22 protein-coding genes are annotated in these 25,908 nt (G+C 74.3%); 11 read left to right on the top strand and 11 right to left on the bottom strand.

Features of this window, described 5'->3' with window-relative positions; genetic code table 11:
* Positions 1-35: 35 nt before the first annotated feature.
* Entirely contained in the window at positions 36-1,436 is a 1,401-nt protein-coding gene (locus ACGFI9_RS23300; RefSeq protein WP_393181243.1) for a PLP-dependent aminotransferase family protein, read from the top strand.
* Between the two features lie 53 nt (positions 1,437-1,489).
* On the opposite strand, the gene ACGFI9_RS23295 is transcribed toward ACGFI9_RS23300, so the two are convergent.
* Entirely contained in the window at positions 1,490-2,932 is a 1,443-nt protein-coding gene (locus ACGFI9_RS23295) for an MFS transporter (protein WP_393180870.1), read from the bottom strand.
* Positions 2,933-3,011: 79 nt separating this feature from the next.
* Between ACGFI9_RS23295 and ACGFI9_RS23290 the strand changes: the two genes are divergently transcribed.
* The 3 genes from ACGFI9_RS23290 to ACGFI9_RS23280 all read left to right on the top strand — a co-directional run bounded on the left by ACGFI9_RS23290 (position 3,012) and on the right by ACGFI9_RS23280 (position 6,248).
* The gene (locus ACGFI9_RS23290) at positions 3,012-3,407 is read left to right on the top strand and encodes a winged helix-turn-helix transcriptional regulator (RefSeq protein ID WP_393180869.1); all 396 of its coding nucleotides are present in this window, start codon (positions 3,012-3,014) and stop codon (positions 3,405-3,407) included.
* Positions 3,408-3,487: 80 nt separating this feature from the next.
* Positions 3,488-4,033: a TetR/AcrR family transcriptional regulator gene (locus ACGFI9_RS23285; RefSeq protein WP_393180867.1), complete on the top strand. Its 546-nt coding sequence runs from the start codon at positions 3,488-3,490 to the stop codon at positions 4,031-4,033.
* A 34-nt stretch (positions 4,034-4,067) separates the two neighbouring features.
* Positions 4,068-6,248 (top strand): MMPL family transporter, encoded by a 2,181-nt coding sequence (locus ACGFI9_RS23280; protein WP_393180865.1) that lies wholly within the window; start codon positions 4,068-4,070, stop codon positions 6,246-6,248.
* A gap of 48 nt (positions 6,249-6,296) precedes the next feature.
* Here ACGFI9_RS23280 and ACGFI9_RS23275 read toward each other — a convergent pair whose 3' ends face one another.
* A complete protein-coding gene (locus ACGFI9_RS23275; RefSeq protein WP_393180863.1) occupies positions 6,297-7,553 on the bottom strand; it encodes an erythromycin esterase family protein in 1,257 nt (418 codons plus the stop codon).
* Between the two features lie 123 nt (positions 7,554-7,676).
* Here ACGFI9_RS23275 and ACGFI9_RS23270 point away from each other — a divergent pair, with 123 nt between their 5' ends.
* Entirely contained in the window at positions 7,677-7,868 is a 192-nt protein-coding gene (locus ACGFI9_RS23270; protein WP_393180861.1) for a DUF2795 domain-containing protein, read from the top strand.
* A gap of 24 nt (positions 7,869-7,892) precedes the next feature.
* Here ACGFI9_RS23270 and erm read toward each other — a convergent pair whose 3' ends face one another.
* Together erm and ACGFI9_RS23260 are read right to left on the bottom strand one after the other, a co-directional pair.
* Complete coding sequence (erm, locus tag ACGFI9_RS23265; RefSeq protein ID WP_393180859.1) at positions 7,893-8,717, bottom strand: ErmE/ErmH/ErmO/ErmR family 23S rRNA (adenine(2058)-N(6))-methyltransferase; 825 nt, start codon at positions 8,715-8,717, stop codon at positions 7,893-7,895.
* A 538-nt stretch (positions 8,718-9,255) separates the two neighbouring features.
* The gene (locus ACGFI9_RS23260) at positions 9,256-10,155 is read right to left on the bottom strand and encodes a Gfo/Idh/MocA family protein (RefSeq protein ID WP_393180857.1); all 900 of its coding nucleotides are present in this window, start codon (positions 10,153-10,155) and stop codon (positions 9,256-9,258) included.
* A gap of 161 nt (positions 10,156-10,316) precedes the next feature.
* On the opposite strand from ACGFI9_RS23260, the gene ACGFI9_RS23255 reads away from it, so the two are divergent.
* Both ACGFI9_RS23255 and ACGFI9_RS23250 read left to right on the top strand, forming a co-directional pair.
* Entirely contained in the window at positions 10,317-10,721 is a 405-nt protein-coding gene (locus tag ACGFI9_RS23255; protein ID WP_393180855.1) for a hypothetical protein, read from the top strand.
* Positions 10,714-11,130, top strand: coding sequence for a hypothetical protein (locus ACGFI9_RS23250; protein ID WP_393180853.1), 417 nt, complete (start codon positions 10,714-10,716; stop codon positions 11,128-11,130). Before ACGFI9_RS23255 ends, ACGFI9_RS23250 begins: the two co-directional genes overlap by 8 nt.
* A 182-nt stretch (positions 11,131-11,312) precedes the next feature.
* Here the strand turns inward: ACGFI9_RS23250 and fabG are convergent, their stop codons facing one another.
* Both fabG and ACGFI9_RS23240 read right to left on the bottom strand, forming a co-directional pair.
* A complete protein-coding gene (fabG, locus tag ACGFI9_RS23245; protein ID WP_393180851.1) occupies positions 11,313-12,071 on the bottom strand; it encodes a 3-oxoacyl-ACP reductase FabG in 759 nt (252 codons plus the stop codon).
* 55 nt (positions 12,072-12,126) lie between these two features.
* Positions 12,127-13,779, bottom strand: coding sequence for an alpha-amylase family protein (locus ACGFI9_RS23240; protein WP_393180849.1), 1,653 nt, complete (start codon positions 13,777-13,779; stop codon positions 12,127-12,129).
* Between the two features lie 72 nt (positions 13,780-13,851).
* On the opposite strand from ACGFI9_RS23240, the gene ACGFI9_RS23235 reads away from it, so the two are divergent.
* Entirely contained in the window at positions 13,852-14,445 is a 594-nt protein-coding gene (locus ACGFI9_RS23235; RefSeq protein ID WP_393180847.1) for a DUF1349 domain-containing protein, read from the top strand.
* A gap of 89 nt (positions 14,446-14,534) precedes the next feature.
* Positions 14,535-15,197: a DedA family protein gene (locus tag ACGFI9_RS23230; protein ID WP_393180846.1), complete on the top strand. Its 663-nt coding sequence runs from the start codon at positions 14,535-14,537 to the stop codon at positions 15,195-15,197.
* Positions 15,198-15,205: 8 nt separating this feature from the next.
* On the opposite strand, the gene ACGFI9_RS23225 is transcribed toward ACGFI9_RS23230, so the two are convergent.
* The 5 genes from ACGFI9_RS23225 to lysX form a co-directional block, all read right to left on the bottom strand.
* Positions 15,206-16,768, bottom strand: a complete 1,563-nt coding sequence (locus ACGFI9_RS23225; RefSeq protein ID WP_393180844.1) for a cellulose binding domain-containing protein — start codon at positions 16,766-16,768, stop codon at positions 15,206-15,208.
* A gap of 136 nt (positions 16,769-16,904) precedes the next feature.
* Positions 16,905-18,323, bottom strand: a complete 1,419-nt coding sequence (locus tag ACGFI9_RS23220) for a carbohydrate-binding protein (protein ID WP_393180842.1) — start codon at positions 18,321-18,323, stop codon at positions 16,905-16,907.
* Between the two features lie 77 nt (positions 18,324-18,400).
* Positions 18,401-19,144, bottom strand: coding sequence for a YidC/Oxa1 family membrane protein insertase (locus tag ACGFI9_RS23215; protein ID WP_393180840.1), 744 nt, complete (start codon positions 19,142-19,144; stop codon positions 18,401-18,403).
* Between the two features lie 125 nt (positions 19,145-19,269).
* Positions 19,270-19,563, bottom strand: coding sequence for a DUF6412 domain-containing protein (locus ACGFI9_RS23210; RefSeq protein WP_393180838.1), 294 nt, complete (start codon positions 19,561-19,563; stop codon positions 19,270-19,272).
* A gap of 156 nt (positions 19,564-19,719) precedes the next feature.
* A complete protein-coding gene (gene lysX, locus ACGFI9_RS23205) occupies positions 19,720-23,040 on the bottom strand; it encodes a bifunctional lysylphosphatidylglycerol synthetase/lysine--tRNA ligase LysX (RefSeq protein WP_393180836.1) in 3,321 nt (1,106 codons plus the stop codon).
* A 282-nt stretch (positions 23,041-23,322) separates the two neighbouring features.
* On the opposite strand from lysX, the gene ACGFI9_RS23200 reads away from it, so the two are divergent.
* Positions 23,323-24,471 carry a glutamate--cysteine ligase gene (locus ACGFI9_RS23200; protein WP_393180834.1) on the top strand — a complete coding sequence of 383 codons (1,149 nt, stop codon included), beginning with the start codon at positions 23,323-23,325 and terminating at the stop codon, positions 24,469-24,471.
* 41 nt (positions 24,472-24,512) lie between these two features.
* Positions 24,513-25,895, top strand: a complete 1,383-nt coding sequence (locus ACGFI9_RS23195) for an FAD-dependent oxidoreductase (protein WP_393180832.1) — start codon at positions 24,513-24,515, stop codon at positions 25,893-25,895.
* The last annotated feature ends 13 nt before the right edge of the window (positions 25,896-25,908 follow it).

Here is a 25,908-nt window from a genome sequence, read left to right as displayed (position 1 = left end):
GTCGGCGGTCGGCCCTAAGCTCCAATTCCGTGCCGATGGACTGGGCCGATTTCGGCGTCGACCTGCACCTGGAGCTGGACGCGAGCGGCGGCCGGCGGGCCGGGCTGGAGCGGGCCCTGCGGGACGCGATCCGGGACGGCCGGCTGCCCCCGTCGACCCGGCTGCCGGCCACCCGCGCCCTCGCCGCCGAGCTGGGCCTGTCCCGGGGCACGGTCAGCGCCGCCTACGACCAACTGGTCGCCGAGGGCTGGCTGGTGGCCCGGATCGGCGCGGGGACGGCGGTCAGCCCGCTGCGCCGGGCCGCACCGGCGTCGGCCCCGCCGCCGCCCGGGCCCGCCCCCTTCCGGTACGACCTGCGGCCGGGCAGCCCCGACGTGGGGCTCTTCCCGGTCACCGCCTGGCTGCGGGCCACCCGCCGGGCGTTGAGCGTCGCTCCCGCCGAGGCGTACGGCTACGGCGACCCGCGCGGCCGGCCGGAGCTGCGGGCCGCCCTCGCCGGCTACCTGGGCCGGGCCCGCGGCGTGCTCGCCGACCCGGCGCGGATCGTGGTCACCACCGGGTACGTCCAGGCGCTGGTGCTGCTCACCACCGTGCTGCGGGAGTCCGGCACGCCCGCCGTGGCGATGGAGGACCCGGGGCTGGCCTTCCACCGCGACGTGGTCCACCGGCACGGCGGCACGGTGCTGCCGTTGCCGGTGGACGAGCGGGGCGCCCGCACCGACCTGCTCGGCACCGGCCACCTGGCCGGGGTGGGCGCCGCCGTGGTCACCCCGGCGCACCAGTACCCGACCGGGGTGACCCTGCACCCGTCCCGCCGGCACGCGCTGACCGACTGGGCCCGGGCCGGCGGCGGCCTGGTCGTCGAGGACGACTACGACGGCGAGTTCCGGTACGACCGGCAGCCCGTCGGCGCGGTCCAGGGCACGGCCCCCGAGCAGGTCGCGTACGTGGGCACCGCGGCGAAGACGCTGGGGCCGGCGCTGCGCCTGGCCTGGCTGGTGCTCCCGGCCCGGCTGGTGGATCCGGTGGTGGACGTCAAACGCCACCTCGATCTGCACACGGAGACCGTCGGCCAGCTCGCCCTCGCCGACCTGATCGCCACGCACGGCTACGACCGGCAGGTCCGCACCGTCCGGCGGCGCTACCGGCAGCGGCGGGACCTGCTGCTGGCCCGGGTAGGCGGCCGGTCCACCCTGGACGGCGTCTCGGCCGGCCTGCACGCCACCGTCCACCTGCCACCGGATGGGCCGGCCGAGGCGGCGGTGCTGGCGGCGGCCGCCGCGCAGGGGCTGGCCCTGACCGGACTCGCCGCGCACCACCACGAACCGGCCGAGCAGCCGCCCGGCCTGGTGATCGGGTACGCCCGCCCACCCGCGCACGCCTACCCGGCGGCTCTCGACCTCCTGGCCCGCGTGCTGCCCGATCCCCGTGCCTGACCCCACCACGGCGGTTGGCGCCGCTGCTCGACCGCGTCCGGCGGCGCGACGGGTCAGCGGGCCGGGGAGGTCTCGCGCACCCCGGTGGCCGGGACCGGGGTTGGGGCGGGGCGGCGGGCAGTGAGCAGTGCGAGCAGGAGGGCGGCGGCGACCAGGGCGGCGGCCACCGCGAAGGCGGACCGGTAGCCGGCGGCGAGGGCGGCGACCGGGTCGGTCCCGACGGCGCGCAGCGCGTCAGTGCGGCTGGCGGCAAGGGTGGCCAGCACGGCCAGGCCGAGCGCCCCTCCGACCTGCTGGGTGGTGTTGGCCAGTCCGGAGGCCAGCCCGGCGTCGGCCGGCTCCGCGCCGGCCATGGCGAGCGTGGTGACCGCCGGCAGGGTCAGCCCGCCGGCGACGCCGAAGACCAGCAGCGCCGGGAGCACGTCGCGGGCGTAGCCGGCGTCCACCGGGAGGCGGGCCAGCAGCAGGAAGCCGACCACGGCGAGCGCCAGCCCGCCGACCAGCACCCGGCGGGCGCCCAGGCGGCCCATCAGCCGGCCGGCCAGGCCCAGCGACACCGCCGCGATCGCCAGCGGGGTGGGCAGGAAGGCGAAGCCGGTGGCGGCCGGGTCCAGGCCGAGGACGAGTTGCAGGTGCAGGGCGAGCAGGAACTGGAAGCCGAAGTACGCGGCCACCATGAGGAACTGCACGGCGTTGGCGGCGACCAGGCCGGGCGCCCGCAGCACCCGGGGTGGCAGCAGCGGGGTGGCGATGGTCCGCTGCCGGACCGCGAACCCGGCGAGCAGGGCGACGGCGAGCCCTGCCGCGCCGACCGTGCGGGCCGAGGTCCAGCCGTGCTCCCCGGCGCCGACGATGGCCAGCACGGCGGCCATCAGCCCGGCCGTCGCCAGCACCGCCCCGGCCAGGTCCAGCCCGGCCCGCAGGCCGACGCCGCGGTCGGGCGCGATCAGCCGTACGCCGGCGGCCAGGATCAGCGCGCCGATCGGCAGGTTGATCAGGAAGATCGCCCGCCAGCCGGCCAGGTCGGTGAGGACTCCCCCGACCAGCAGGCCGAGCGACGCGCCGGCCGCCCCGGTGAAGCTGAACACCGCGATGGCCCGGGCCCGCTCGGCCGGCTCGGGGAAGAGCCGCACGATCATGCCGAGGCTGACCGCGGTGCTGAGCGCGCCGCCGACGCCCTGCGCGAAGCGGGCGGCGACCAGGAACGCCGGCCCGGTGGCCACCGCGCAGAGCAGCGAGGCGAGGGTGAACAGGGCGACCCCGACCAGGAAGACCTGCCGCCGGCCGAGCAGGTCGCCGAGCCGCCCGGCCAGCAGCAGCAGTCCACCGAAGGCGACCAGGTAGGCGTTCACCACCCAGGCCAGCCCGGCGGCCGGGAAGCCCAGGTCGGCCTGGATCGCCGGCAGCGCGACCGCGACGATGCTGCCGTCCAGAATGATCATCAGGCTGCCGGCGCAGAGCACGAGCAGCGCGGGCCAACGGTGTGTCCCCGTCATCGGAGCGCCTCCTTGGTGCACGATTTGTTACCGAGGCCATCGTCTGTGACCATCAGGCGGAGCGGAAGGAGGCACTTTGGTGTCCCAGGGGAACAGCTGTGTGACCGTGACGGCCCACCAGGCGCGGGCCTGCACGGTGCGGGAGGCGCTGGACCGGGTCGGCGGCAAGTGGAGCATCGGCATCCTGATCGCCGCGTCCCAGGGCCCGATCCGCTTCACCGAACTGGAGCGCCAGGTCGAGGGGATCAGCCGGCGGATGCTCACGCTGACCCTGCGCAACCTGGAGCGGGACGGCCTGCTGCACCGGCACGTGTACCCGACCGTCCCGCCGAAGGTGGAGTACACCGCCACCCCGATGGCGCTGGAGCTCTACGAGTCCCTCGTCGCGCTCACCGAGTGGGCGGAGCGGCACCGCACCGCGATCAGCGCGGCCCGGGCGGCGTACGACCAGGAGCACGGCGCGCCGGTCGGCTGAGCGGCGCTGTGGCGAAGGCCACGCAATTCGTCTGACCGATCGGTCAGGTGCTGACCGATCGGTCAGGCATCCTGGAGGACATGGCACGGGCGACACCGGAGACCCACGACGAGATCCTCGCGGCGGCGGGGCGACGCTTCGCCGTCACCGGGTACAAGGGCACCTCGTTGCAGGACATCGCCCGCGCCGTGGGCTGCTCCAAGGCCACCGTGCTCTACCACTTCGCCAACAAGGAAGCCCTGCTCTGCGAGCTGATGGCGCCCGCCATCGCCATGCTGGAGGCGCTCGACGCGCGGCTCGCCGGGCACACCGGCGCCGACGCCCAGCGGATCGCGGCCGAGGGCTTCGTCGACCTGGCCGTGCGCTTCCGGCGGGAGATCGCCCTGCTCCGCGGCGAGTTCCCCGACCTGCTCCAGCAGCCGGCGTTCGCGCACATCCAACAGATCTCCGAACGGCTCATCGCGGCCTTCGCCGGCCACTCCGACCGCCCGGCCGCCCGGATCGCCGCGCTGGTGGTCCTCGCCGGGATCGCCGAGACCTGCGGCGAGTTCCTCGACGTCCCCGACGAGGAGCTGCGGCCCGCGCTGCTGGCCGTGGCCCGCCGCGCGCTCGAACCCACCACCTGACCCAGTTCCGCAACCGAGGACAAAGGAAGCGCTCATGGCGACCCTGCTGTACCGGCTCGGCCGGGCATCGTTGCGGCGTCGGCGCCTCGTCGCCGTCGTCTGGCTCGTCGTACTCGTCGGTCTCGGCCTCGCCGCGGTCACCCTGAAGGGCCCGACGGCGAGCAACTTCACCATGCCGGGCACCGAGTCCCAGCGCGCGATCGACCTGCTCGCCGACCGCTTCCCGGCGGCCAGCGGGGCCACCGGCACCATCGCGGTGAAGGCGCCCCAGGCCGGCGAGCTGCTCACCCCGCAGGGGCAGGCGGTGGTCAAGCAGGTCACCCAGGAGGCGGCCACCCTGCCCGGCGTGGTCGGCGCGGTCGACCCGTACCAGGTCAAGGCGCTCACCCCGGACGGCCGGTACGCGCTGATCCAGGTGCAGTTCTCCGGCCGCGCGGACGACGTGACCGACGCCCAGCGCGACGCGTACGAGAAGGTCGGCGCGCAGGCCGAGGCGCAGGGGTGGCAGATCGCCCCCGGCGGCGAGGTGCTCAACGCCGAGCCCGAGGTCGGCTCCACCGAGGGCCTCGGCGTGCTGGTCGCCGCGATCGTCCTGGTGGTCACCTTCGGCTCTCTGGTCGCGGCCGGGATGACCATGCTGAACGCGCTGATCGGCGTCGGTGTCGGCATGGCCGGCCTGTTCGCGCTCAGCGGCGCGGTCGAGCTGACCAGCACCGCGCCGATCCTGGCCCTGATGCTCGGCCTCGCGGTCGGCATCGACTACTCGCTCTTCATCACCTCCCGGCACCGGCAGAACCTGCTCGACGGGCTCTCCCCCGAGGAGGCGGTCGGCCGGGCCGTCGGCACCGCCGGCTCCGCCGTCGTCTTCGCCGGCGCCACCGTGGTCATCGCGCTCGCCGGCCTGGCCGTGGTGGGCATCCCGTTCCTCACCGTGATGGGTCTGGCCGCCGCCGGCACGGTCTCCGTGGCGGTGCTGGTCGCGATCAGCCTGGCCCCGGCGCTGCTCGGCTTCGCCGGGCGCAGGGTGCTGCCGCGCAAGCTGCGCGGACACGACGCGGTCGAGTCCGCCGCCACCGGCTCGGAGGACCGGTCGGGCTTCGGGTTCCGCTGGGCCCGCTGGGTGACGAAGCTGCGCATCCCGGTCATCCTGGTCGGCCTGCTCGGCCTCGGCCTGCTCGCGATCCCCGCCCAGGACATGCGCCTGGCGCTGCCGGACGCCTCCACCGCCGCCGCGGGCACCCCGGCCCGGGCCAGCAACGACCTGATCCGGGAGGGCTTCGGCCCCGGGTTCACCGGCCGCCTCGCGGTGGTCGTCAGCGCCGACTCCCCGCAGGCCACCCAGACCGCCGTACCGCAGGTCACCGCGCTGATCCAGAAGACCGACGGGGTGCTGGCGGTGGCCCCGCCGCAGCTCGACCCGACCGGCCGCACCGCGCTGATCGGGGTCATCCCGAAGACCGGCCCGACCGACGCGGCCACCGAGACCCTGGTGCACGACATCCGCCGGCAGGTGACCGGGATCCAGCAGGCCGACGTGCTGCTGACCGGCGTCACCGCGATCGGCATCGACGTGTCGGAGAAGCTCTCCGCCGCGCTCCCGGTCTACCTGCTGCTGGTGGTCGGCCTGTCGGTGCTGCTGCTGATGCTGGTGTTCCGCTCGATCCTGGTGCCGGTCAAGGCGGCGCTCGGCTTCCTGCTCACCGTGGCGGCCACCTTCGGCATCACCGTGGCGGTGTTCCAGCAGGGCCACCTGGCCGACCTGGTCGGGCTGGACACTCCCGGCCCGCTGGTCAGCTTCCTGCCGATCCTGCTCATCGGCATCCTGTTCGGCCTGGCCATGGACTACGAGGTCTTCCTGGTGTCCCGGATGCGCGAGGACTTCGTGCACGGCGACACCGCCCGGCAGGCCACCCTCAACGGGATGGGCCACGGCGCCCGGGTGGTCACCGCCGCCGCGCTGATCATGATCTCGGTGTTCGGCGGGTTCGTCTTCCTGGAGGACCCGATCATCAAGTCGATGGGCTTCGCGCTCGCGATCGGCGTCGCCATCGACGCGTTCGTGGTCCGGATGACCATCGTCCCGGCGGTGATGTCGCTGCTGAACAACGCCGCCTGGTGGATCCCGCGCTGGCTGAACAAGGTCCTGCCCAACGTGGACGTCGAGGGCGAGGGGCTGCGCACCCACCTCGCCGAGAAGGAGACCGCCTCCGTCTGAGCGCGTTCCTCCGGGGCCCCGGCCGATCGGCCGGGGCCCCTCGCGCACTCAGACACCGGCCGGGTAGGTCTCCATCTCGCCCGGGATGGTCGGCGCCGGCAGCGGGTGCAGCGCCGTCGCCTCGTCGCACCAGATGAACGCGTCGTACCGCTCGCACAGCCGGGTCGGCACGTAGTTGCCCCAGGACTCGAAGCTGGGGTCGTAGACCACCCCGATGGCCCGGTGGTCGGCTTCGCCGGTCACCCACTCCGGCTGGTCCGGGCCGCCGAAGACCAGCACCGCCCGGTCCGGCATCAGCTCGTGCAGCCGCCGCTCCACCGAGCCCTCCCGGGCCGGCGGCACCACCATCGCCTCGGCCGGGGAGCCCCAGCGCGGCGCCGCGATCACCGTGCCCCGGTAGCTGCCGAAGCCGACCAGCGCCACCGCGTCCCGGCCGTGCCGTTCCCGGCCGAGCTGGCCGATGTTGACCATCCCGTCCGCCGCCATGTCGGTGGCCCGGGCATCGCCGACGTGGGTGTTGTGCGCCCAGACGATTCCTCGGGATTCCGGCCCGTACCGGTCGAGCAGCCGGTCGAGGGTGTCCGCCATGTGCGTGTCCCGGACGTTCCACGACTCCGGACCGCCGCCGACCATCGCCCGGTAGTAGCGCTCCGCGCCGGCCACCACCTCCGCGTTCTGCCAGGCCGAGAAGCGGTCCGGGCCGTCCGCGGCGGCCCGTTCCCGGGTACGCGCCAACAGCCGGACCACCTCCTCCTCGCAGCGGGCGGAGACGAAGCGGCTGGCCGTGGCGTAATCCTCGACCCGCTTGCCGTACGGCTCGAAGCAGCGGTACGCCTCCTGCGCCGCCTCCAGCGAGGCCGGGTCCTCCTCGCCCAGGTAGTCGAAGATGGCCTGCATGGACTCCCACAGGCTGTAGACGTCCAGCCCGTGGAAGCCGGCCCGCTCCCCCTCGGGGCGTTCCAGGTTCCAGGCCCGCAACCAGCGGCAGAAGCGGGCCACCTCCGCGTTGGCCCACATCCAGGTGGGCCAGCGTTCGAAGCGCTCCAGCGCGGTCATCGGGTCGGGCAGCCCGTCCGGGGCGCCCACCACCGAGCGGTGCACCCGGTCGCAGTCCGGCCAGTCCCCCTCCACCGCGACGAAGTCGAAACCCTGCTCGGCGATGAGCCGCCGGGTCAGTTGCTCGCGCAGCCGGTAGTAGTCGTAGCTGCCGTGCGTCGCCTCGCCGATCATCACGATGCGGGCGTCCCGGACGCGTTCCAGCAACGGGTCGAAGTCGCTCGGCGCGCCGAGCCGCTGAACCAGCATGCCAGCGGCTACCCGGGACCCGCCTGGGCAAACCGCCGGGCCGGCCGGGTCCGGCCCACGCCCGGGGGCGGGACGCGGGCGGCGGGGCGCGCATGGGGCGGCCGGAAGCGGGTAGGCGGCGGCATGACCGTCACCGGGGTGCAGTGGCAGGAGTTCTTCGCCGGGCTCGACTACCCGGTCTCCCGTGAGGACCTGGTCCGCTGGTGTCAGGAGAACGGCGGCAGCACCGAGATGCTGCAGATGCTGAAGGCGCTGCCGGTGGAGGAGTTCGACAGCCCGGCCGAGCTGGGCGAGGCGCTGAACACCCTCGCCTGAGCCCGGCCGGACCGTACCCCACGTTCACGCCGACCGGGGACCCACCGGCGGCGCGGGGTCCACCGCGTGCAGCAGCCGGAACAGCACCAGCCACTGCTCCGGCCAGACCAGGCCGACCGGCGTGTCCGGGTCCAGCCGCGCGGCCCGGAGCGCGCCCGCCACCCGGCGGGCCGGGTGGGCGGTCCGCAGCGAGGCCGCGAGCGAACCGCCGACCCCGCCGAAGCCCAGCTCCACCATCCTCCGGTACGCGGGCAGCGCCGCCGGGGACAGCAGCGGCACCGGCCGGCGGTCGAGCCGCAGGATGCCGCCGTCCACGGCCGGCACCGGCCGGAAGGCGGCCCGGGACACCCGGCCGACCAGCCGCCAGTGGTGCTCCGGCCAGGTGAGCACGGTGAGCCGGCTCCACCGGCCGTGGTCGCCGGCCCGCTTGCGGGCGTACTCCAGCTGGGTGAGCAGGGTCGCCGAGCGCAGGCCGGGCGCGGCGAGGCACCAGCGGACCACGGCGGCGGTCAGCGACCACGGGATGTTGCCGACCACCGCGAACGGCTCGCCCGGCGGGGCGGCGGCGAGGAAGTCCTCCGGCCGGATCCGGACCCGCGGCAGGTCCGCGCAGGTCGCGGCCAGCTCGGGGAGGACGGCCGGGTCGACCTCGTACGCGATCAGCCGGCCGCAGCGCGCGGCGAGCGGCCGGGTCAGTCGGCCTCGGCCGGCGCCCACCTCCAGCAGCAGGTCGTCCGGGCCGGGTCGGGCCGCCCGGACCATCCGCGCGACGGCGGCCGGGTCGGCGAGAAAGTTCTGGGACAGTACGCGACGGGACCGGTCGCGTGCGGTGGGTCGGCGGGGCGCCACGGGTTCGTCCTGTCTGTCGCCGGACGGCGACGGTACGGACAGGCGCGTGGTGATCGACTCCGGTTCGGCGAGATGGCGCCATCCGGACGTGCCCGATACCGCCAGCTCCGCGATGTGGAGTGCAGCGAGCTGGCGCGTCTGTCCGAGCGGATCGGGACTCGGACGACCCTGGAAGTCGGCGGGGACGCGGGCCTCGAACCCAGGTCGAGGCGGCGGTGCACCGGGCAGCGGGCGGCGGCCGGCCCGGGGCGGGGCCGGCGGTGCGAGCGGTCAGGTCAGGCGCGCTGGGCGTCCCGGCCGGCCAGGGCCGGACGCCGGACTCGCGGACGGGCGACCAGGAGGAGCCCGCGCGCGGCCGGCGTGACGGCCGCGTCGATCAGGGCGTGCGTGCACATGCCGGCCAGGCTAGCCGCGGGCTGGCCGGCCCGCGACGGATTTCCCTCGACCCGCCCGGCCCGCCCGGCGGGGCTGGCCCGCCCGGCGGGGCCGGCGAGTGGGCCGCCTGCCGCGGCCAACTGCTCGGGCATCCCGGCCGGGCTCAGAGGTCGACGGTGCGGCCCTGGGCGCGCGCGGTCTCGGCGGCGTCGAGCACCGCCACCACCTCGCGGCCGAACCGGACGTCGCAGCGGTGGTCCCGGGTGCCCGCCTCGACCTCCTCCAGCAGCTGGTCGATCGCCGTGCCGAACGCCTGGAGCACGCTGCCGTCGCCGGGCGGGACGGTCTCGGTGCCGTTCTCCCCGAAGAAGACGACGTCCCGGGTTACCGCCTCGGGCGGCGCGTCCAGGGTGAGCGAGAGGGTGCTGGTGGCCCCGCCGTCGTGGCTGAGCAGCAGGTGGACCAGGCCGCTCGGGCCGTCCATCGCGACGACCCGGGTGACCCGGCCGAGCACCGGCAGGATCAGCGACAGCGCGTGCGGGCCGATGTCCCACAGGGCGCCGTGCTGGAGCCGCCACTGCGACTTCCCGTACGGGCTTCCCGGCTGGTAGATGGAGGCGAACATGGTCGCCCGGGCGTGCTGCCAGCCGCCGGCCGCCGCGGTCGAGGCGAGGAAGCCGGTGACGTTCGGGTGGAACCGCTGGGTGAAGAAGACCACCGAGGCCACCCCGGAGGCCTGCGCGGCGGTGACCACCCGGTCAGCCTCGGCGAGGCTCAACGCCAGCGGCTTGTCCAGCAGCAGGTGCCGCCCGGCGGCGGCGGCCCGGACGGCGATGTCGGCCTGCACGTCCGGCGGCAGCGCCACGGCGACCGCGTCGCACGCGCCGAGCAGCGCGTCCATGTCGTCGAAGACCGGTACGCCGTGCCGCGCGGCCAGCGCGCCGGCCTTCTCGGGATCCCGCCCCCAGACCCCGGCCAGCGTGGCCTGGGGGTGGGCGTCGATGGCCGCGGCGTGCGTCTCCGCCGCCCAGTGACCGGTGCCGAACAAGCCGAACCGCAGCACGAGTCCCCCTGCCGTCGTCGTCCGCCACGGCGTACGCCGGTGGCCGTGATCCACGCTAGTCGTCCGGCCCGGCGCGTGCGCCCCGACGCGTCGGGAGAGCCGGGCGGCGGTGGCTACTACGACGCTTAGTAGGCTGTGGCGGTGAACGGGACTGCGCCGGGATGGCGTCGATGACCAGCGCCGCGGCGGCCGGCTCGCCGGTGGACGGGATCCTCGCGACGGCCTCGATCGTGCTGTCGCTCGTAATCGCGGTCTGGGCACTGGTGGCGGCACTGCGCCACCGCGCGCCGGACCGGCTGCAGTACGCCGGCCTGGCCGTACTGGAACTGGCGCTGCTCGCGCTCGCCGTGGTGGCGCTGGTCGCCATCGGCGGCGGCGAGCGGCCGGGCGAGCCGGGGGCCTTCTTCGGCTACCTGGTCACGCTGGTCTGCCTGCCGCCGCTGGCCTGGGTGCTGGCCCGGATGGAGCCGACCCGCTGGGGCTCGGCGATCGTCTGCGCCGTCTGCCTGGTGACCCCGGTGGTGGTGGTCCGGTTGCAGCAGACCTGGGAGGTCGTCGGTGGCTGAGACCAGGGCGCCCGAGCGCGCCACCAACAAGGGACCGGGCCGGCTGCTGATCGCGGTCTACATCCTCTTCGCCATCGCCGCGACCTCGCGGGCGGGCCTGCAGATCGCCACCAAGTTCGACGAGGCGCCGGTGGCGTACCTGCTCTCCGCCGTGGCCGCGCTGATCTACATCGTGGCGGCGGTCGGGCTGGCCCGGGCCGGGCACGCCGGCCGCCGGGTCGCGCTGGCCTGCTGCTCGGTGGAGCTGGTCGGGGTGGTCGGGGTCGGCATCCTCAGCCTGGCCGACCAGGAACTCTTCCCGGACGAGACGGTCTGGTCGCAGTTCGGCAGCGGCTACGGGTACGTCCCGCTGGTGCTCCCGGTGCTCGGCCTGTTCTGGCTCTGGCGCACCCGCCACGCCCCCGCCTGACCCACCCACCCCCACCCCCACCCCGCCCGCGCCCGTCCCCGCGCCCGCGCCCGCGCCCGTCCCCGTGCCCGTGCCCGAGGGCCCTAATTCGCGGAAAGAGTGGTCATGGGACGCCGAATGGCCACTCTTTCGGTGAAAGAGTGGCCATTCGGGGCGCGGTGAGCGGGGGCGGCGCGAGGGGGTCAGTCCTTGGGGCCGCCGGCGACGTAGATGACCTGGCCGGAGACGAAGGACGCGCCCTCGCTGACCAGGAACGAGATGGTGTGTGCGACGTCCTCCGGCCGGCCGGTACGGCGGACCGGGATCTCGGCGGCGGCGTGCTGCTGGAGCGCCTCGAAGTCGACCTTCATCCGGGCCGCGGTGGCGGCGGTCATGTCGGTGACGATGAAGCCCGGCGCGACCGCGTTGACGGTCACCCCGAACGGGCCCAGCTCGATGGCCAGGGTCTTGGTGAAGCCCTGCAGGCCGGCCTTGGCGGCGGAGTAGTTCGCCTGGCCGCGGTTGCCCAGCGCGGAGGTGCTGGAGAGGTTGACGATCCGGCCCCACTTCCGCTCGACCATGTGCTTCTGCGCGGCCTGGCTGAACAGGAACGCGCCGCGCAGGTGCACCCCCATGACCGTGTCCCAGTCGGCGTCGGTCATCTTGAACAGGAGGTTGTCCCGGAGCACGCCGGCGTTGTTGACCAGCACGGTCGGCGCGCCCAGCTCGGCGGCGACCCGCTCGACGGCGGCCTCCACCTGGGCCCGGTCGGAGACGTCGGCACCGACCCCGAGCGCCCGGCCGCCGGCGGCGGCGATGGCGTCCACGGTCTCCTTGGTCGCCGATTCCTCGATGTCGACCACGGCGACGGCCATGCCGTCGGCGGCCAGCCGGCGGGCGGTGGCCGCGCCGATGCCGCGCGCGGCTCCGGTCACGATGGCGACGCGGGGCTCCTCCGACATGATTACCTCCCGGTAACTTGGGCTCGATCGAAGGAGCTTAACGCCGGCCCCGTCGTCAGCAGTCCTTGCCCCGGCAGATGCGGATCCACCGGTAGCCGTACCCGGCGAGCTTGAGCCGGTCCAGCTTGCCGACCTCCTCGTAGTTGCGGTCGGTGAGCACGTCGATGGGCAGGTCCGCCTCGGGGGCGAGGATGCTCAGGTCGACCTCGACGTCCTCGGTGCCGAGGTTGTGCAGGAAGACCATCGTCCCGGTCGGGCCGTCGGCCCGGTGCGCGAGCACCCCCGGCGGCATCGGCACGTCGATGTGGGTGGTGCTGCCGGAGCCGATCTCCGGGGCCTCCCGGAGGGTACGGATCATCCGCTCGAACCAGCCCAGCAGCGAGCGCGGGTCCTTGCGCTGGGCGGTCACGTTGACCTGCTGGTAGCCGTACTCACCCTTGTCGACCACCGGGCGGACCAGCTTCTCCGGCTCCGCGCTGGAGAAGCCCGCGTTCTCCTTGTACGACCACTGCATCGGGGTACGGATCGCCTCCCGGCCGGGCAGCGACAGGTCCTCCCCCATGCCGATCTCTTCGCCGTAGCGCAGCACCGGCGTGCCGCGCAGCGAGAACTGGAGCGCGTACGCCATCTCGATGCGTCGCCGGTCGTTGCCGAGCATCGGGGCGAGCCGGCGGCGGATGCCCCGGCCGTAGAGGCGCATGTCCTCGTCCGGGCCGAACTGCTCGTACACCTGGTTGCGCTGCTCGGCGGTGAGCCGCGACAGGTCGATCTCGTCGTGGTTGCGCAGGAAGGTGGCCCACTGCGCCCCCTCGGGCAGGGCCGGGGTGTCGCGCAGCGCCTCGATCACCGGCTCCGGGTCCTGCCGGGCCAACGCCAGCATCAGCCGCCCGTTCATCATGAAGTCGAAGAGCATGTGGATCCGGTTGGCCGAGCCGCCGCTGTCGCCGAAGTAGACCGGGAGCTGGTCGGGCTCGACGTTCGCCTCGGCCAGCAGGACCGCGTCGCCGCGCCGCCACTGCACGTGCTGGCGCAGCTCGGTGAGGAACTCCAGGTCCTTGGGCGAGGCGGGGTTGCCCGCCTCGGTCAGCTCGATGATGAACGGCACCGCGTCCATCCGGAAGCCGGAGACGCCGAGCTGGAGCCAGAACGACATGATCTTCTTGATCTCGGCGCGGACCTCCGGGTTGGCCGCGTTGAGGTCCGGCTGGAAGTCGTAGAAGCGGTGGTAGTACCAGGCCTTGGCGGTCCGGTCGTAGCTCCACGTCTCCTTCTGCTCGCCGGGGAAGACCATGCCCTGGTGGCGGTCCGGCGGCGCCTCGTCGCTCCACACGTACCAGTCCCGGTACGGGGAGTCGGGCGAGGAGCGGGCGGACTGGAACCACGGGTGCTCGTCCGAGGTGTGGTTGACCACCAGGTCCATGATCACGTGGATGCCCTTGTTGTTCGCCTGGTGCAGCAGCTCGGCGAAGTCACCGAGGGTGCCCAGCCTGGGGCTCACGTTGTAGAAGTCGGTGACGTCGTAGCCGTCGTCCTTGTTGGGCGACGGATGGATGGGGTGCAGCCAGAGGCAGGTCACGCCCAGCCGGGCCAGGTAGTCCAGCCGGCCGATCAGGCCGCGGAAGTCACCCACTCCGTCCCCGTTGGAGTCCGCGTACGTGTCGACGTCGAGGCAGTAGACGACCGCCTCCTGATACCACCGTTCACCCATGTCCGGTTTACTTCTCCGGATCCCGACTACGGCAAACCCGCGCCGAACCGTCCGGCCCGGTACGGTGCCGGGATGAGCGCCGACACCGTAGCCCCCGACTGGTCCGCCGGCAGCTGGCTCAACCCGCCGGAGCGGGCCGACTCCGCCGGCGCCGACCTCCTGGTCGAGCCACGCGGCGGCAGCGACTTCTGGCGGCGGACCAGCTACGGCTTCGTGCACGACGACGGGTCGGCGCTGCTGGCCCCGTTCCCGGCGGACAGCGCGGTGGAGGTGAGCTTCCAGCTCGACTACGCCGCGCAGTTCGACCAGGCGGGCGTGCTGGTACGGGTGGACGAGCGGCGCTGGACGAAGGCGGGCGTGGAGGTCAGCGACGGCCAGCCGCAGGTCGGCGCGGTGGTGACCGACGAGCTGTCGGACTGGTCGGTCGCCCCGGTGCCGGAGTGGTCCGGGCGGGAGGTCAGCGTACGGGTCAGCCGGGCCGGGGACGCGCTGACCGTACGGGCCCGGGTGGCCGACGAGCCGTGGCGGCTGGTCCGGGTCGCCCCGCTGGACCCGGCGGCCGAGGCGTCGGCCGGGCCGTACTGCTGCTCGCCGAGCCGGGGCGGGCTGGTGGTCCGGTTCACCGGCTGGCGGCAGGGTCCGGCGGACGAGGCGCTGCACCCGTGACGGTGCGTGGGGCCGGTCACCGGCAGGTGTGACCGGCCGCGCCCGGGGTACGTCCTCCCGATCCCCCGGCAGCGCACGGAAGGACGCCCATGGCTCTCGCCCAGAACGTCGACCCGAACCAGTTCACCGGGCTGACCGGATGGGTGGCCGGGGTCATCGACTCGCTGGGCGCGGTGGGCGTGGCGCTGCTGGTCGCCCTGGAGAGCGTCATCCCGCCGATCCCGAGCGAGATCGTGCTGGCCATGGCGGGCTACCTGGCCGCCGAGGGCCGGTTCTCCGTGGTGCTGATCGTGGTCGCCGCGACGGCCGGCTCGCTGCTCGGCGCGCTGGTGCTCTACTGGCTCGGCGCCGCGCTCGGCGAGGAACGGCTGAAGCGCTGGCTGGACCGCATCCCGCTGGTGGACCGGGAGGACCTGGCGAAGGCCGACCGCTGGTTCGAGCGGTACGGCAGCTGGGCGGTGCTGGTCGGCCGGATGGTGCCGGTGGTCCGCAGCCTGGTGTCCGTCCCGGCCGGCGCGGAACGCATGCCGCTCGGCCGGTTCGTGCTGCTCACCACGATCGGCAGCGGGTTGTGGAACGCGTTGCTCGTCGGGCTCGGCTTCGCCCTCGGCGCCCGCTGGCAGGAGGTCGACCGGTACAGCCACTGGTTCAACTACGCCATCTTCGCGGTCTTCGCCGCGATGATCGTGAGCTGGACGGTGAAGAAGGTACGCCGGCGGCGCGGCCGGCGGTCGATGACCGCCGGCCGCTGACCGCCCGCTCAGAACTGCGCGGTGATCGAGGTGAACTCCCAGGTGTTCTGGGCGATGCCGGAGCAGTTGGAGACCACGCCGCCGCCCGGGCAGGGCCGGTCCCGGTTGACCGACCAGAAGGTGAACCGGGCGAGCCCGCGGGCCTTGGCCCAGTCCCGGATCTGGGTCCAGGTGGCCGGCGAGGTCAGCTCCTGCTGGTCGGAGAGGCCGTTCATGCCGGAGATGCCCATGTGGGCGTACGCGGTGGCGTCGGACCAGCCGAACGCGGTCTTGAGCGCGTTCTTCAGCCCCTCGGCGGCGTTCACCGTGCTCTGGTACATGTTCGTCCCGCCGCCGAAGTCGAACGGCATGATGGTGAAGACGTCGATGTTGGCCTGGAGCGCGGCGGCCTGGTTGATCAGGCGGGTGCCCCACCAGGAGGGGCCGCTGGTCGTGGTGCCGATGGTGACGATGGTCCGGATGCCGGGGTTGTTCTGCTTGACGATCTTCAGGGCGCCGAGGATCCGGTCCTGCACCACCTCGTTCTCGAACTCGTCGGTGTTCTCGATGTCGATGTCGATCGCCTTCAGCCCGTACGCGTTGATGACCTGCTGGTAGGCGCCGGCCAGGGCGCTCGCCGAGGAGCAGTTCGGGCCGAGCTTGTTGCCGCTCCACCCGCCGAACGAGGGGATCACGTCGCCACCGGCCGCCCGGATCGCGGCGATGGTGTTGGCCCAGGTGCTGCCGGTGAGCGAGCCGGTGCCGTCCCACGCCGGGGTGCAGCCGCCACCGGAGAGCACGAACGCGATGGTGAACCACTTGACCCCGGTCGCGCCCATCACGGTCGACGGCGCCGGCGGGTCACCCCAGCCCGGGTAGAGGTAGGGCGCGGCGGCCATCGCGCCGCCGCCGCCGGTGCAGCCGGTGGTGGTGCCCGACACCGGCGCCGACTTCGCCGACTCGCCGCTGGCGTTGTACGCGGTGACCGTGTAGCTGTGCCCGGTGCAGGCGGCCAGGCCGGAGACGGTGGCCGAGGTGCCGGTGACGGTGGCCTTCACGCTGGTGCCCTCGTACACCCGGTAGCCGCTGACCGTGCCGGAGACGGCGTTCCAGGCCAGCGAGATCGAGGTGTTGGTGGCGCCGGTGACCCGCAGGCCACCGGGGGTGGCCGGGGCTCCCGGCGTGCCGCCGCCCCCGCCGGTGCACGAGCCGCCGTTGACCGTGCAGTTGGTCGGGTCGCCGTTGCCGCTGACGATGAACCCGAAGGTGGTGCTGGCGCCCGGGGCGAGGGTGCCGTTCCAGGACTGGTTCACCGCGGTGACGTGCTGCCCGGAGGTGCTCAGCAGCGCGTCCCAGTAGGAGCCGACGGTGCTGCCGGCGGGCAGGTCGAACTGGACGTTCCACGAGGAGATGGTGGCCGAGCTGTCGTTGGTGACGGTGAACTTCGCCTCGTACCCGCTGCCCCAGCTGGAGGTGCGGACGAAGGCGGCGGTGGCGGCGGAGGCGGGCGGCGCGGCCAGCACGGTGGCCGCCACCAGGGTGGTGGCGAGCGCGGCGGCGAATGTCGCCACGCGGGCGGAGCGGAGTCTCACGGCGTCCTCCAGGGACCGTTGCGGTGGGGAACGAGGTATTTACGGCCGTCGACGTGCGCTCATTATTAAGAGTGTTAACTGTTTCTGTCCAGAGGGGGAACCGGAGGTCCCCGGGGAGGACCTCCGGTTCGCCGGCTCAGCGACGGAAGGTGAACCAGTTGACGTTGACGAAGTCGCCGCCCTGGCCGCTGCTGAAGGTCAGGTAGACGGTGTGCCGCCCGGTGACCGCGGCGACGTTGCCCGGCACCGAGCGCCAGCTCTGCCAGCCGCCGGTGTTGGCGATCGCGAAGCTGCCGATCGGTGGGCTGGTGGGGCTGTCCACCCGGACCTCGACCAGGCCGCTCACCCCGCTCGGCGCGCCCGAGGCGACCCGGGCGACGAAGTCCTTCGGCGGGGTGCTGCCGAACTCCACGTTGTCGTACCGGGCCCAGTCACCGTTGGCGAGCCAGCCGATGTTCTGGCCGCCCTCGGCGCACGCCTCCACCTGCACGCCGTTCTGGGCGTTGTACGCCTCGGCCTGGATGGTCGCGTACGCGTCCACGCTGCCGCCCGGCGGCGGGGTGGTCGGGCTCGGCGACGAACCGCCACCCCGGGCGTAGACGGCCACGTAGTCCACCAGCATCGGCCGGCCGGAGACGGTCGACCCGGTCGGCGTGGTGAAGCCGGCCACCCCGTTCGGGAAGGAGCCGCCCATCGCCACGTTGAGCAGCAGGAAGTAGCCGCCGTGCCCGGTCATCTGGGTCCAGTACGGCTCGCCCACCTGGGTCTGGCTGACGGTGTGGAAGAGCTGGCCGTCCACGTACCAGCGCAGTTGCTGCGGGCTGACCGAGGCGTCCCACTCGGTGCGGTAGGTGTGGAACGCGGACTGGCAGCTGCTGCCGGGGCAGGCCCGGGTGTTGCCGAGTCCGTTGAACTCGTTGCACGGGCCGCCCGGGGCGACGCCGCAGTGCAGCGTCCCCCAGACCTGGTTCAGGCCGTTGACGTTCTCCATCACGTCGATCTCGCCGATGCCGGGCCAGTTCTGGTAGTTGCCCCGGTAGGGCGAGCCGAGCGACCAGAACGCCGGCCAGTAGCCGGCCGCCTGCGCGCCGGTGACGTTCGGCATCTGGATCCGGCCCTCGATGGCCAGCACTCCCCCGGCCGGCGGCTTGAAGTCGGCCCGGACGGTCTCGATCCGCGCCGAGGTCCACCGCCCGGTGGCGTCCCGCAGCGGGGTGATCCGCAGGTTGCCGGCCCCGTCCTGGGACAGGTTGGCGGTGTTCGAGGTGTACGTCTGGATCTCGCCGGTGCCCCAGTTGGCCGGGCCACCGGGGTAGCTGGTGCCGGTGTCGATGATCCAGTTGGCGGACGAGGGCAGGGTGCCGGCCGCGCCGGCGAAGTCGTCGCTCCACACCAGATTCCAGCCGGATGGGGGCGGCGGCACGGCGGCGTTGGCGGTCATCGCGACGGTGGTCACCGCGGTGGTGGTGGCGAGCGCGGCCACGGCGAGGACGAGTCGCCGGCGCGGGCGGCGCACGGCGCGGGAGGCGGCCGGAGCCGCCGGGGCAGGATTCATCGGGGTGCCTCTCTGCGGGGACGGGGGCAAGAGAGCGCTCTCTTGAGTGCGTTTTCTACGCCCCCACCCCCGCCTTGTCAACGCACGTCGATGCCTGCCGACTGCGGACGGCGCAGCACCGCCTGCTCCAGGGCGGTCCATCCGGTCGCGGTGACCAGGTACAGCACCGCCGCCAGCGGCACCACCAGGGCCACCAGCACCGTGGTGTACGGCAGCAGCGGGATCAGCCGGCCGAGCACGGCGGCGCCCGGGCCCTCGGTCGGCGTACCGGCGATCGTGCCGGTGGCCGCGGCCGCCCGGCGGGCCCGCCGGGCGGACCACCAGGCCAGCGCGAGCAGCGCGGCCAGCAGCACGCCGAAGACGGCCAGCACCGGGCCGGAGAGCCCGTCACCGAGGTGCCAGCCCAGCGGCACCCCGGCGAGCCGCTCGTCGAGCAACGCCGGATGGCCGTCGCCGGTGGCGAAGAGGCGGTACATGACCAGGAAGAACGGCGCCTGCAACAGCGCCGGCAGGCAGCCCGCGACCGGGTTGGCCCCGGCCCGCCGGTAGAGCGCGAACAGCTCGCTCTGCAGGCGGGCCGGATCGTCGGCGTACCGCCGCTGGAGGTCGCGGACCTCGGGGGCGAGCGCCGCGCGGCGCCGCTCCCCGCGGACCTGGGCCAGGGTGAGCGGTGAGATCAGCAGCCGCACCCCGGCGGTGAACAGGACGATGGCGACCGCCGTGGCGGCCCCGCCGGCCAGCGGGGCGAGCAGGTCGGCGAGCCAGGTGACGACGGTGGCGGCGGCGGACGCCGCGGTGTGCAGTGGTGCGAAGGCGAGCATGGGGAACCCCTCGGTCCGATCCCGGATGCCCCGCGGGACGACGCGTCCCGGCGGGACGGATGACGACGGAACCGGCCGCGCGACGACGGGCGATCCGTGCCGGGCGGGCCCGGCACGGGCGGTTGCTACGCGGCCGAGGGGTGCCGGCCGGGTGCGCGGGGACGCGGCCGGCCGGGGGCGTCCGGGTCGGCCTGGCGGGGTACCCGGCGACCGCGGGCCCGGGCCCGCAACGCAGTGGCGTGCCGCCCGCCGGGCGGGTCGGGCAGGGCCCGCACCCGCGACGCGAGCAGGGCGGCCAGCAGCAGCGCGGCGGCCACCGCCGCGCCGGCGAGCAGCGTCGCCGGGCGGTCCGCGAGCAGGCTGAGCTGGGCGAGGGCGTACGCCCACAGCCCCGTCACCCCCACCAGCACCCCCGGCACACGCCCACCCTAGAACCCCCCGTCACCCCCACCGGCCCACTCGCCCCCCTCGGCCCGGTTGATCAAGGAGTTTGCGTCGGAAAATGCGCGGATTCAGACGCGAACTCCTTGATCAACAAGCCCGGGGGGAGGGGGGAGGGCGGGGGGAGGGTGGGGTTAGGTGGGTTTGCGGAGCAGGGGGAAGGGGAGGGTCTCGCGGATCGAGCGGCCGGTGAGGAGCATCACCAGGCGGTCCACGCCGAGGCCGAGGCCGCCGGTGGGCGGCATGGCGTACTCCAGCGCGGTGAGGAAGTCCTCGTCCAGCTCCATCGCCTCGGGGTCGCCGCCGGCCGCCTTCAGCGACTGCTCGGTGAGCCGGCGCCGCTGCTCAATCGGGTCGACCAGCTCGGTGTACGCGGTGCCCAGCTCCATCCCGAACGCGACCAGGTCCCACCGCTCGGCCAGCCGCGGGTCGCGCCGGTGCTGCCGGGTCAGCGGGGACACGTCGGTCGGGAAGTCCAGGTAGAACGTGGGCACCTCGGTCCGCGCCTCGACCAGCCGCTCGTAGAGCTCCAGCAGCACCGCGCCCCGCGCCCAGCCCGGGTCGTACGGCACCCCGGCGGCGTCGCAGAGCTTGCGCAGGGCGGCCAGGTCGCTGTCGGCGGTGACCTCCTCGCCCAGCGCGGCGGAGATCGCCTCGTTGACCGTCCGCGTCGGCCACTCGCCGCCCAGGTCGACCGGTTCCCCGCCGGGGCGGCGGGCAATCGGGGCGCCGTGCACCGCCACCGCCGCCGCCACGATCAGCTCCCGGGCCAGCGCCCGCATGTCGTGGTAGTCGGCGTACGCCTGGTACGCCTCCAGCACGGTGAACTCCGGGTTGTGGGTGGCGTCGACGCCCTCGTTGCGGAACGCCCGGCCCAGCTCGTACACCCGCTCGACGCCGCCCACCGCCAGCCGCTTCAGGTACAGCTCGGGCGCGATCCGCAGACTCAGCCGCAGGTCGTACGCGTTGCTGTGGGTGACGAAGGGGCGGGCGTTCGCCCCGCCGTGCACCCGCTGGAGGACCGGCGTCTCCACCTCCAGGAAGCCCCGCCCGACCAGCGACGAGCGCAGGCTGTGCAGGGTGGCGCCCCGGGCCCGCAGCACGTCCCGCGCGTCGGCGTTGATGGCCAGGTCGAGGTAGCGCTGCCGGACCCGGGCCTCCGGGTCGGCCAGCCCGTGGTGCTTGTCGGGCAGCGGACGCAGGCACTTGGCGGTGAGCTGCCAGTCGGCCACCCGCACCGACAGCTCGCCGTGCCTCGTCGCGTACACCTCGCCGGTGGCGCCGACGTGGTCGCCGATGTCGACGGCGGCCCGCCAGCGGTCCAGGTCGTGCTCCAGCATCAGCTGGAGGTCGCCGCCGCCGTCCCGGACGGTGGCGAAGAGCACGCCGCCGTGGTCGCGGACCAGCATCACCCGCCCGGCCACCGCCACGGTCTCGCCGGTCCCGGTGTCCGGGGCCAGCCCGGCGTGCCGCTCCCGCACCGACGCGCAGCTCGCCGTCCGGGGATAGCCCACCGGGTACGGATCGATGCCCTCGGCGCGCAGCCGGTCGAGCGTGGCCAGGCGTACCCGGCTCTGCTCGGGCCGGTGCGTCGGGGCCGGCTCCGGCGGCACGGCCCGGACCGCCGCGGCGGCCGGCGGCACGTAGCCGACGCCGCCCCCGGCCGGCGGCACCCCGTGCAGCGGGGCGGGCCGGCCACCGGGCAGCGCGAGGAACCCCTCGGCCGCCGCCGCCGCGATGCCCACCCGGGCCAGCTCCCGGCGCTCGGCGAAGCAGAGGTAGCGCGGCGTCCAGTGCGGCTGGTACTTGGCGTTGGAGAGGTAGAGCGACTCCAGCTGCCACCAGCGGGAGAAGAAGAGCAGGGTGTGCCGCCACAGCTGGATGACCGGGCCGGCGCCGATCCGCGCGCCCTGCTCGAAGACCGAGCGGAACGCCGCGAAGTTCAGCGACACCCGCTCCACGCCGAGCCGGGGGCCGGCCGCCAGCAGCGCGGCCACCATGAACTCGGTGATCCCGTTCTCGGCGGCGCGGTCCCGGCGCATCAGGTCCAGCGAGAGCCCGTGCGCGCCCCACGGGCTGAACGACAGCAGCCCCCGCACCCGGCCGCCGCCGTCCCGCGCCTCCACCAGCACGCACTCGCCGTCGGCCGGGTCGCCGAGCCGGCCCAGCGCCATCGAGAAGCCCCGCTCGTGCTCGGTGTCCCGCCAACCGGTGGCCAGGTCGGCCAGCCGGGCCAGCTCCTCCGGCGGGATCTCCGCGTGCCGCCGCACCCGGGCGGTGTAGCCGGCCCGCTCCACCCGATGCACCGCCTGCCGGACCGGGCGCATGTCCCGGCCGTCCAGGTCGAACTCCCGGGTCAGCAGGATCGCCTCGTCGCCCAGTTGGAGCACCTTGAGCCCGTGCCGGTGGTACGCCCGCGCCCCGGCCTCGCTCGCGCCGAGCACCGCCGGCGTCCAGGCGTACTCGCGGGCCTGACCGAGCCACGCCTCGATGGCCGGGCCCCACGTCTCCGGGTCGCCGATCGGGTCGCCACTGGCCAGGCTCACCCCGTTGACCACCCGGTAGGTGATCACCGCCTTGCCGCTGGGCGAGAAGACGGCCGCCTTGTCCCGGCGGGTGGCGAAGTAGCCGAGCGAGTCGCGGTCGCCGTACCGGGCGAGCAGCTCGCGGATCCGCTCCTCCTCCTCGGGCCGCAGCACCGCGTTCGCCCGCTGCGAGCGGAGCAGGGTGAACAGGCCGGCCACGAAGGCGATCGCGCCGAAGCCGCCGAGCAGCAGGTTGACCCAGCCGGGCGCCTGACCCTGCCGGGTCAGGTCCAGCGTGATCGCGCCACCGAACACCTTCTCGACCGCGTACCCCAACCGGTCCGACCAGGTCCGCAGGCTGCCCGGCTCGGCGAGGAGCAGCAGGTAGCCCAGCCCGACCGAGACCGTGGCCAGGCCGAGGAAGACGCCGAGGGCCTGCCACGTGCTGCCCGGCCGGACCCGGGCGTAGAACTCCCGACGGGCGGCCAGCAGCAGGGCCAGCGCGCCGGCGGTGAACGCGATGCCGACCCAGACCCCGACGGTCTCCAGGGCGCCGAAGAGCCGCTCCCCCGCGTCGTCGGTGAGGTCGTTGCTCCCGACGGTCAGCAGCAGCACCCCGACCACCAGGCTGACCAGCAGGGTGAGGCTGAAGTACGCGACCAGCACCCAGTACGCCAACCGCTTGCGGCGCCGCACCGCCGCGGCGAGCGTGCCGAGGAAGACCGCGTACGCCAGGTTGGCCGGCGCGGGCACCAGCAGCGCGTCGATCGCCGTGCGGACCGGCTGGAACTCCAGGCGGGCGGCGCTGCTCAGCGCGGCGAGCGCGCAGACCACCGCGACCACCCCGAGCAGGGCGGCGAAGGCCCGCGGCACCTGGCGTCGCCAGTCCCGGCCGGCGTTCACGTTCCGTGACGCGGTGCTCGGGGTCAACGCGGCCTCCCTCGCTGCCGGTGACCGACGCGCCGGGCGTCGGGCCGGGCTCATCGTAGTCTCGGCATCCCCGTGGAAACCCTGGTCCTTCCCGTGAAGTGGCTGGGAGACACCTGGGTGCGCGGCGTCCCCCGCCCGGGTCGGACACGCCGCGTCCGCGTTTCCCGCGCCCGACACGGCGGGTAAGGCCCCGACGACGGCTCCAGGTCGCGGCGCGGCGCCAGGCGCGCCGGGCGGGAGTTGTCGCAGGCGCGGCACGGCGCCGCGCGGCACGAGCGAACGGTGGTGGCGATGAGCGGGTCAGTGGCCGAAGCGGAACCGAGCGCAGCCCCGGGCGGCCCGGACCTGCTCACGGTCGGCGTCGAGGAGGAGTTCCTCCTGGTCGACCCGCACACCGGGGCCGCCGTACCCGCCGTCGACCTGGTCCTGGAGCAGGTGCCGGCCGAGCTGCGCGGCCAGGTGGAACGGGAGTTCCAGACCAGCCAGATCGAGATCGGCAGCCCGCCCGGGCTGGAGCTGACCTCGATCCGGCACTCGCTGGGGGTGCTCCGCGGCGCGCTGGCCGACGCCGCCGAGCGGGCCGGCGTACGGCTGCTGGCCATCGGCACCGGGCCGGTGGACGGGCAGGTGCCGCCGGTGGTGGACAAGCCCCGCTTCGACCGGATGATCGAGCGGTTCCGGCTGCTGGTGCCCGGCCCCGGCAACAACGGCATGCACGTGCACGTCGGGGTACCCGACCCGGAGACCGGGGTGCAGGTGCTCAACCACGTCCGCCCCTGGCTGCCGATCCTGCAGGCGGTGACCGCCAACTCGCCGTTCGCGAAGGGCGCGGACACCGGCTACGCGAGCTGGCGCTCGGTCGAGTGGGAACGCTGGCCGTCGGTGGCGCCCACCCCGTACCTGGACTCGCACGAGCACTACGAACGGCTGATCCGGCAGCTCATCGCCAGCGGGGTGATGCTCGACGAGGGGATGCTCTACTGGTACGCCCGGCTCTCCGCGAAGTATCCGACCGTGGAGATCCGGATCGGCGACGTCTGCCCGTCGGTGGACGACGCGGTGCTGGTCGCGGCCCTGGTCCGGGCGCTGGTGGCGACCGCGATGACGGAGCTCGCCGAGGGCCGCCCGGCCGTCAACACCGACCACCACCTGCTGGTCGCCGCGCACTGGCGGGCGGCCCACGACGGGCTGGAGGGCGAGGGCGTCGACCTGACCGACGGCGAGCTGCGCCCCGCCTGGGAGCTGCTCGACCGGCTGGTCGACCGGGTCCGCCCCGAACTGGCCCGGCACGGCGACCTCGACCAGGTCACCGACCTGCTGGGCGGGCTGCGCCGGCACGGCAGCGGCGCGGCGCGGCAGCGGGCGGTGTTCGCTCGTACCGGCCGGCTGACCGACGTGGTGGCGGACGTGGCCCGGCAGACCCGGGGCTGACCGCCCCCGCGGGTGCTGCCGTACGTGACAGGATGGGCCTCGTGGCGGAGCGGCTGGTCGTCATCGGCGGGGACGCGGCCGGGATGGCGGCGGCGTCCCAGGCCCGGCGCCGCCGTGACCGCGTCGACCTGGAGATCGTCGCCTTCGAGCGGGGACACTTCACCTCCTACTCGGCCTGCGGCATCCCGTACTGGGTCAGCGGCCTGGTGCCGGACCGGGACCAGCTCGTCGCCCGCGACCCGGCGACCTTCCGGGACCAGTTCGACATCGACGTCCGGCTGCGGCACGAGGTCACCGCGATCGACCTGGACCGCCGCGAGGTGGTCGCCCGGGACCTGGCCGGCGGCGGCGAGGTCCGCGAGAGCTTCGACACCCTGGTGTACGCCACCGGCGCGGTGCCGGTGCAGCCCGACTGGGCGCGCGGCGGCATCGACGGGGTCTTCGGCATGCAGACCCTCGACGACGGCACGGCCCTGCTGGACTGGCTGGAAGGTGACCCCCGGCCCCGGCGGGCGGTGGTGGTCGGCGGTGGCTACATCGGCGTGGAGATGGCCGAGGCGATGGTCGAGCGCGGGCTCACCGTCAACCTGGTCGAGCAGGCCGACCAGCCGATGTCCACCGTGGACCCGGACATGGGGGAACTGGTCGCGGACGCCATGCGGGGGATCGGCATCGGGATCCGTACCGGCCTGCGGGTCTCCGGCCTGGAGGAGCGGGACGGCCGGATCAACGCGGTGGTCACCAACGAGGGCCCGATTCCCGCCGACGTCGTGGTGCTGGGTCTCGGCGTACGCCCGAACACCGCGCTCGCCACGGCCGCCGGCCTGCCGCTCGGGCCGACCGGCGGGGTCCGCTCCGACCGGCGGATGCGGGTCCCCGGGGTGCCGGGCGTCTGGGCGGCCGGCGACTGCGTGGAGACCCTGCACCTGGTCAGCGGCATGCCGGTGCACGTCCCCCTCGGCACCCACGCCAACAAGCAGGGCCGGGTGGCCGGCATCAACATCGGCGGCGGGTACGCCACCTTCCCCGGCGTCATCGGCACCGCGGTGACCAAGGTCTGTGGCCTGGAGGTGGGGCGGACCGGCCTGCGGGAGCGGGACGCCGTGGCGGCCGGATTCGAGTTCGTCGCGGTGCTGGCCGAGTCGACCAACCGGGCCGGCTACTACCCGGGCGCGCGGCCGATGACGGTCAAGCTGATCGCCGAGCGGCCCAGCGGCCGGCTCCTCGGCGCGCAGATCGTCGGCTGGTCGGAGGCGGCCAAGCGGATCGACGCGCTGGCCGTGGCGCTGTGGAACGGCATGACGGTGGACGAGATGACCGCGCTGGACCTCGGCTACGCCCCGCCGTACGCCCCGGTCTGGGATCCGGTGCTGATCGCCGCCCGTAAGGCCGTCGACGCCCTCGCCGGCACCGGCCGCCGGTAAGGAAGGGCCCCTT

This window comes from Micromonospora sp. NPDC048930, assembly GCF_043197935.1.
Taxonomy (GTDB): domain Bacteria; phylum Actinomycetota; class Actinomycetes; order Mycobacteriales; family Micromonosporaceae; genus Micromonospora.
Note: the sequence above shows the minus strand (reverse complement) of the source record. Positions and strands in the feature narration are given on the sequence as shown.

Bases quoted from the DNA above. Each gene is read 5' to 3' on its own strand.
- ACGFI9_RS23300 (WP_393181243.1), top strand. From the start codon at position 36: ATGGACTGGGCCGATTTCGGCGTCGACCTGCACCTGGAGCTGGACGCG.
- ACGFI9_RS23295 (WP_393180870.1), bottom strand. From the start codon at position 2,932: ATGACGGGGACACACCGTTGGCCCGCGCTGCTCGTGCTCTGCGCCGGC.
- ACGFI9_RS23285 (WP_393180867.1), top strand. From the start codon at position 3,488: ATGGCACGGGCGACACCGGAGACCCACGACGAGATCCTCGCGGCGGCG.
- ACGFI9_RS23280 (WP_393180865.1), top strand. From the start codon at position 4,068: ATGGCGACCCTGCTGTACCGGCTCGGCCGGGCATCGTTGCGGCGTCGG.
- ACGFI9_RS23275 (WP_393180863.1), bottom strand. From the start codon at position 7,553: ATGCTGGTTCAGCGGCTCGGCGCGCCGAGCGACTTCGACCCGTTGCTG.
- ACGFI9_RS23270 (WP_393180861.1), top strand. From the start codon at position 7,677: ATGACCGTCACCGGGGTGCAGTGGCAGGAGTTCTTCGCCGGGCTCGAC.
- ACGFI9_RS23255 (WP_393180855.1), top strand. From the start codon at position 10,317: ATGGCGTCGATGACCAGCGCCGCGGCGGCCGGCTCGCCGGTGGACGGG.
- fabG (WP_393180851.1), bottom strand. From the start codon at position 12,071: ATGTCGGAGGAGCCCCGCGTCGCCATCGTGACCGGAGCCGCGCGCGGC.
- ACGFI9_RS23240 (WP_393180849.1), bottom strand. From the start codon at position 13,779: ATGGGTGAACGGTGGTATCAGGAGGCGGTCGTCTACTGCCTCGACGTC.
- ACGFI9_RS23235 (WP_393180847.1), top strand. From the start codon at position 13,852: ATGAGCGCCGACACCGTAGCCCCCGACTGGTCCGCCGGCAGCTGGCTC.
- ACGFI9_RS23230 (WP_393180846.1), top strand. From the start codon at position 14,535: ATGGCTCTCGCCCAGAACGTCGACCCGAACCAGTTCACCGGGCTGACC.
- ACGFI9_RS23220 (WP_393180842.1), bottom strand. From the start codon at position 18,323: ATGAATCCTGCCCCGGCGGCTCCGGCCGCCTCCCGCGCCGTGCGCCGC.
- ACGFI9_RS23215 (WP_393180840.1), bottom strand. From the start codon at position 19,144: ATGCTCGCCTTCGCACCACTGCACACCGCGGCGTCCGCCGCCGCCACC.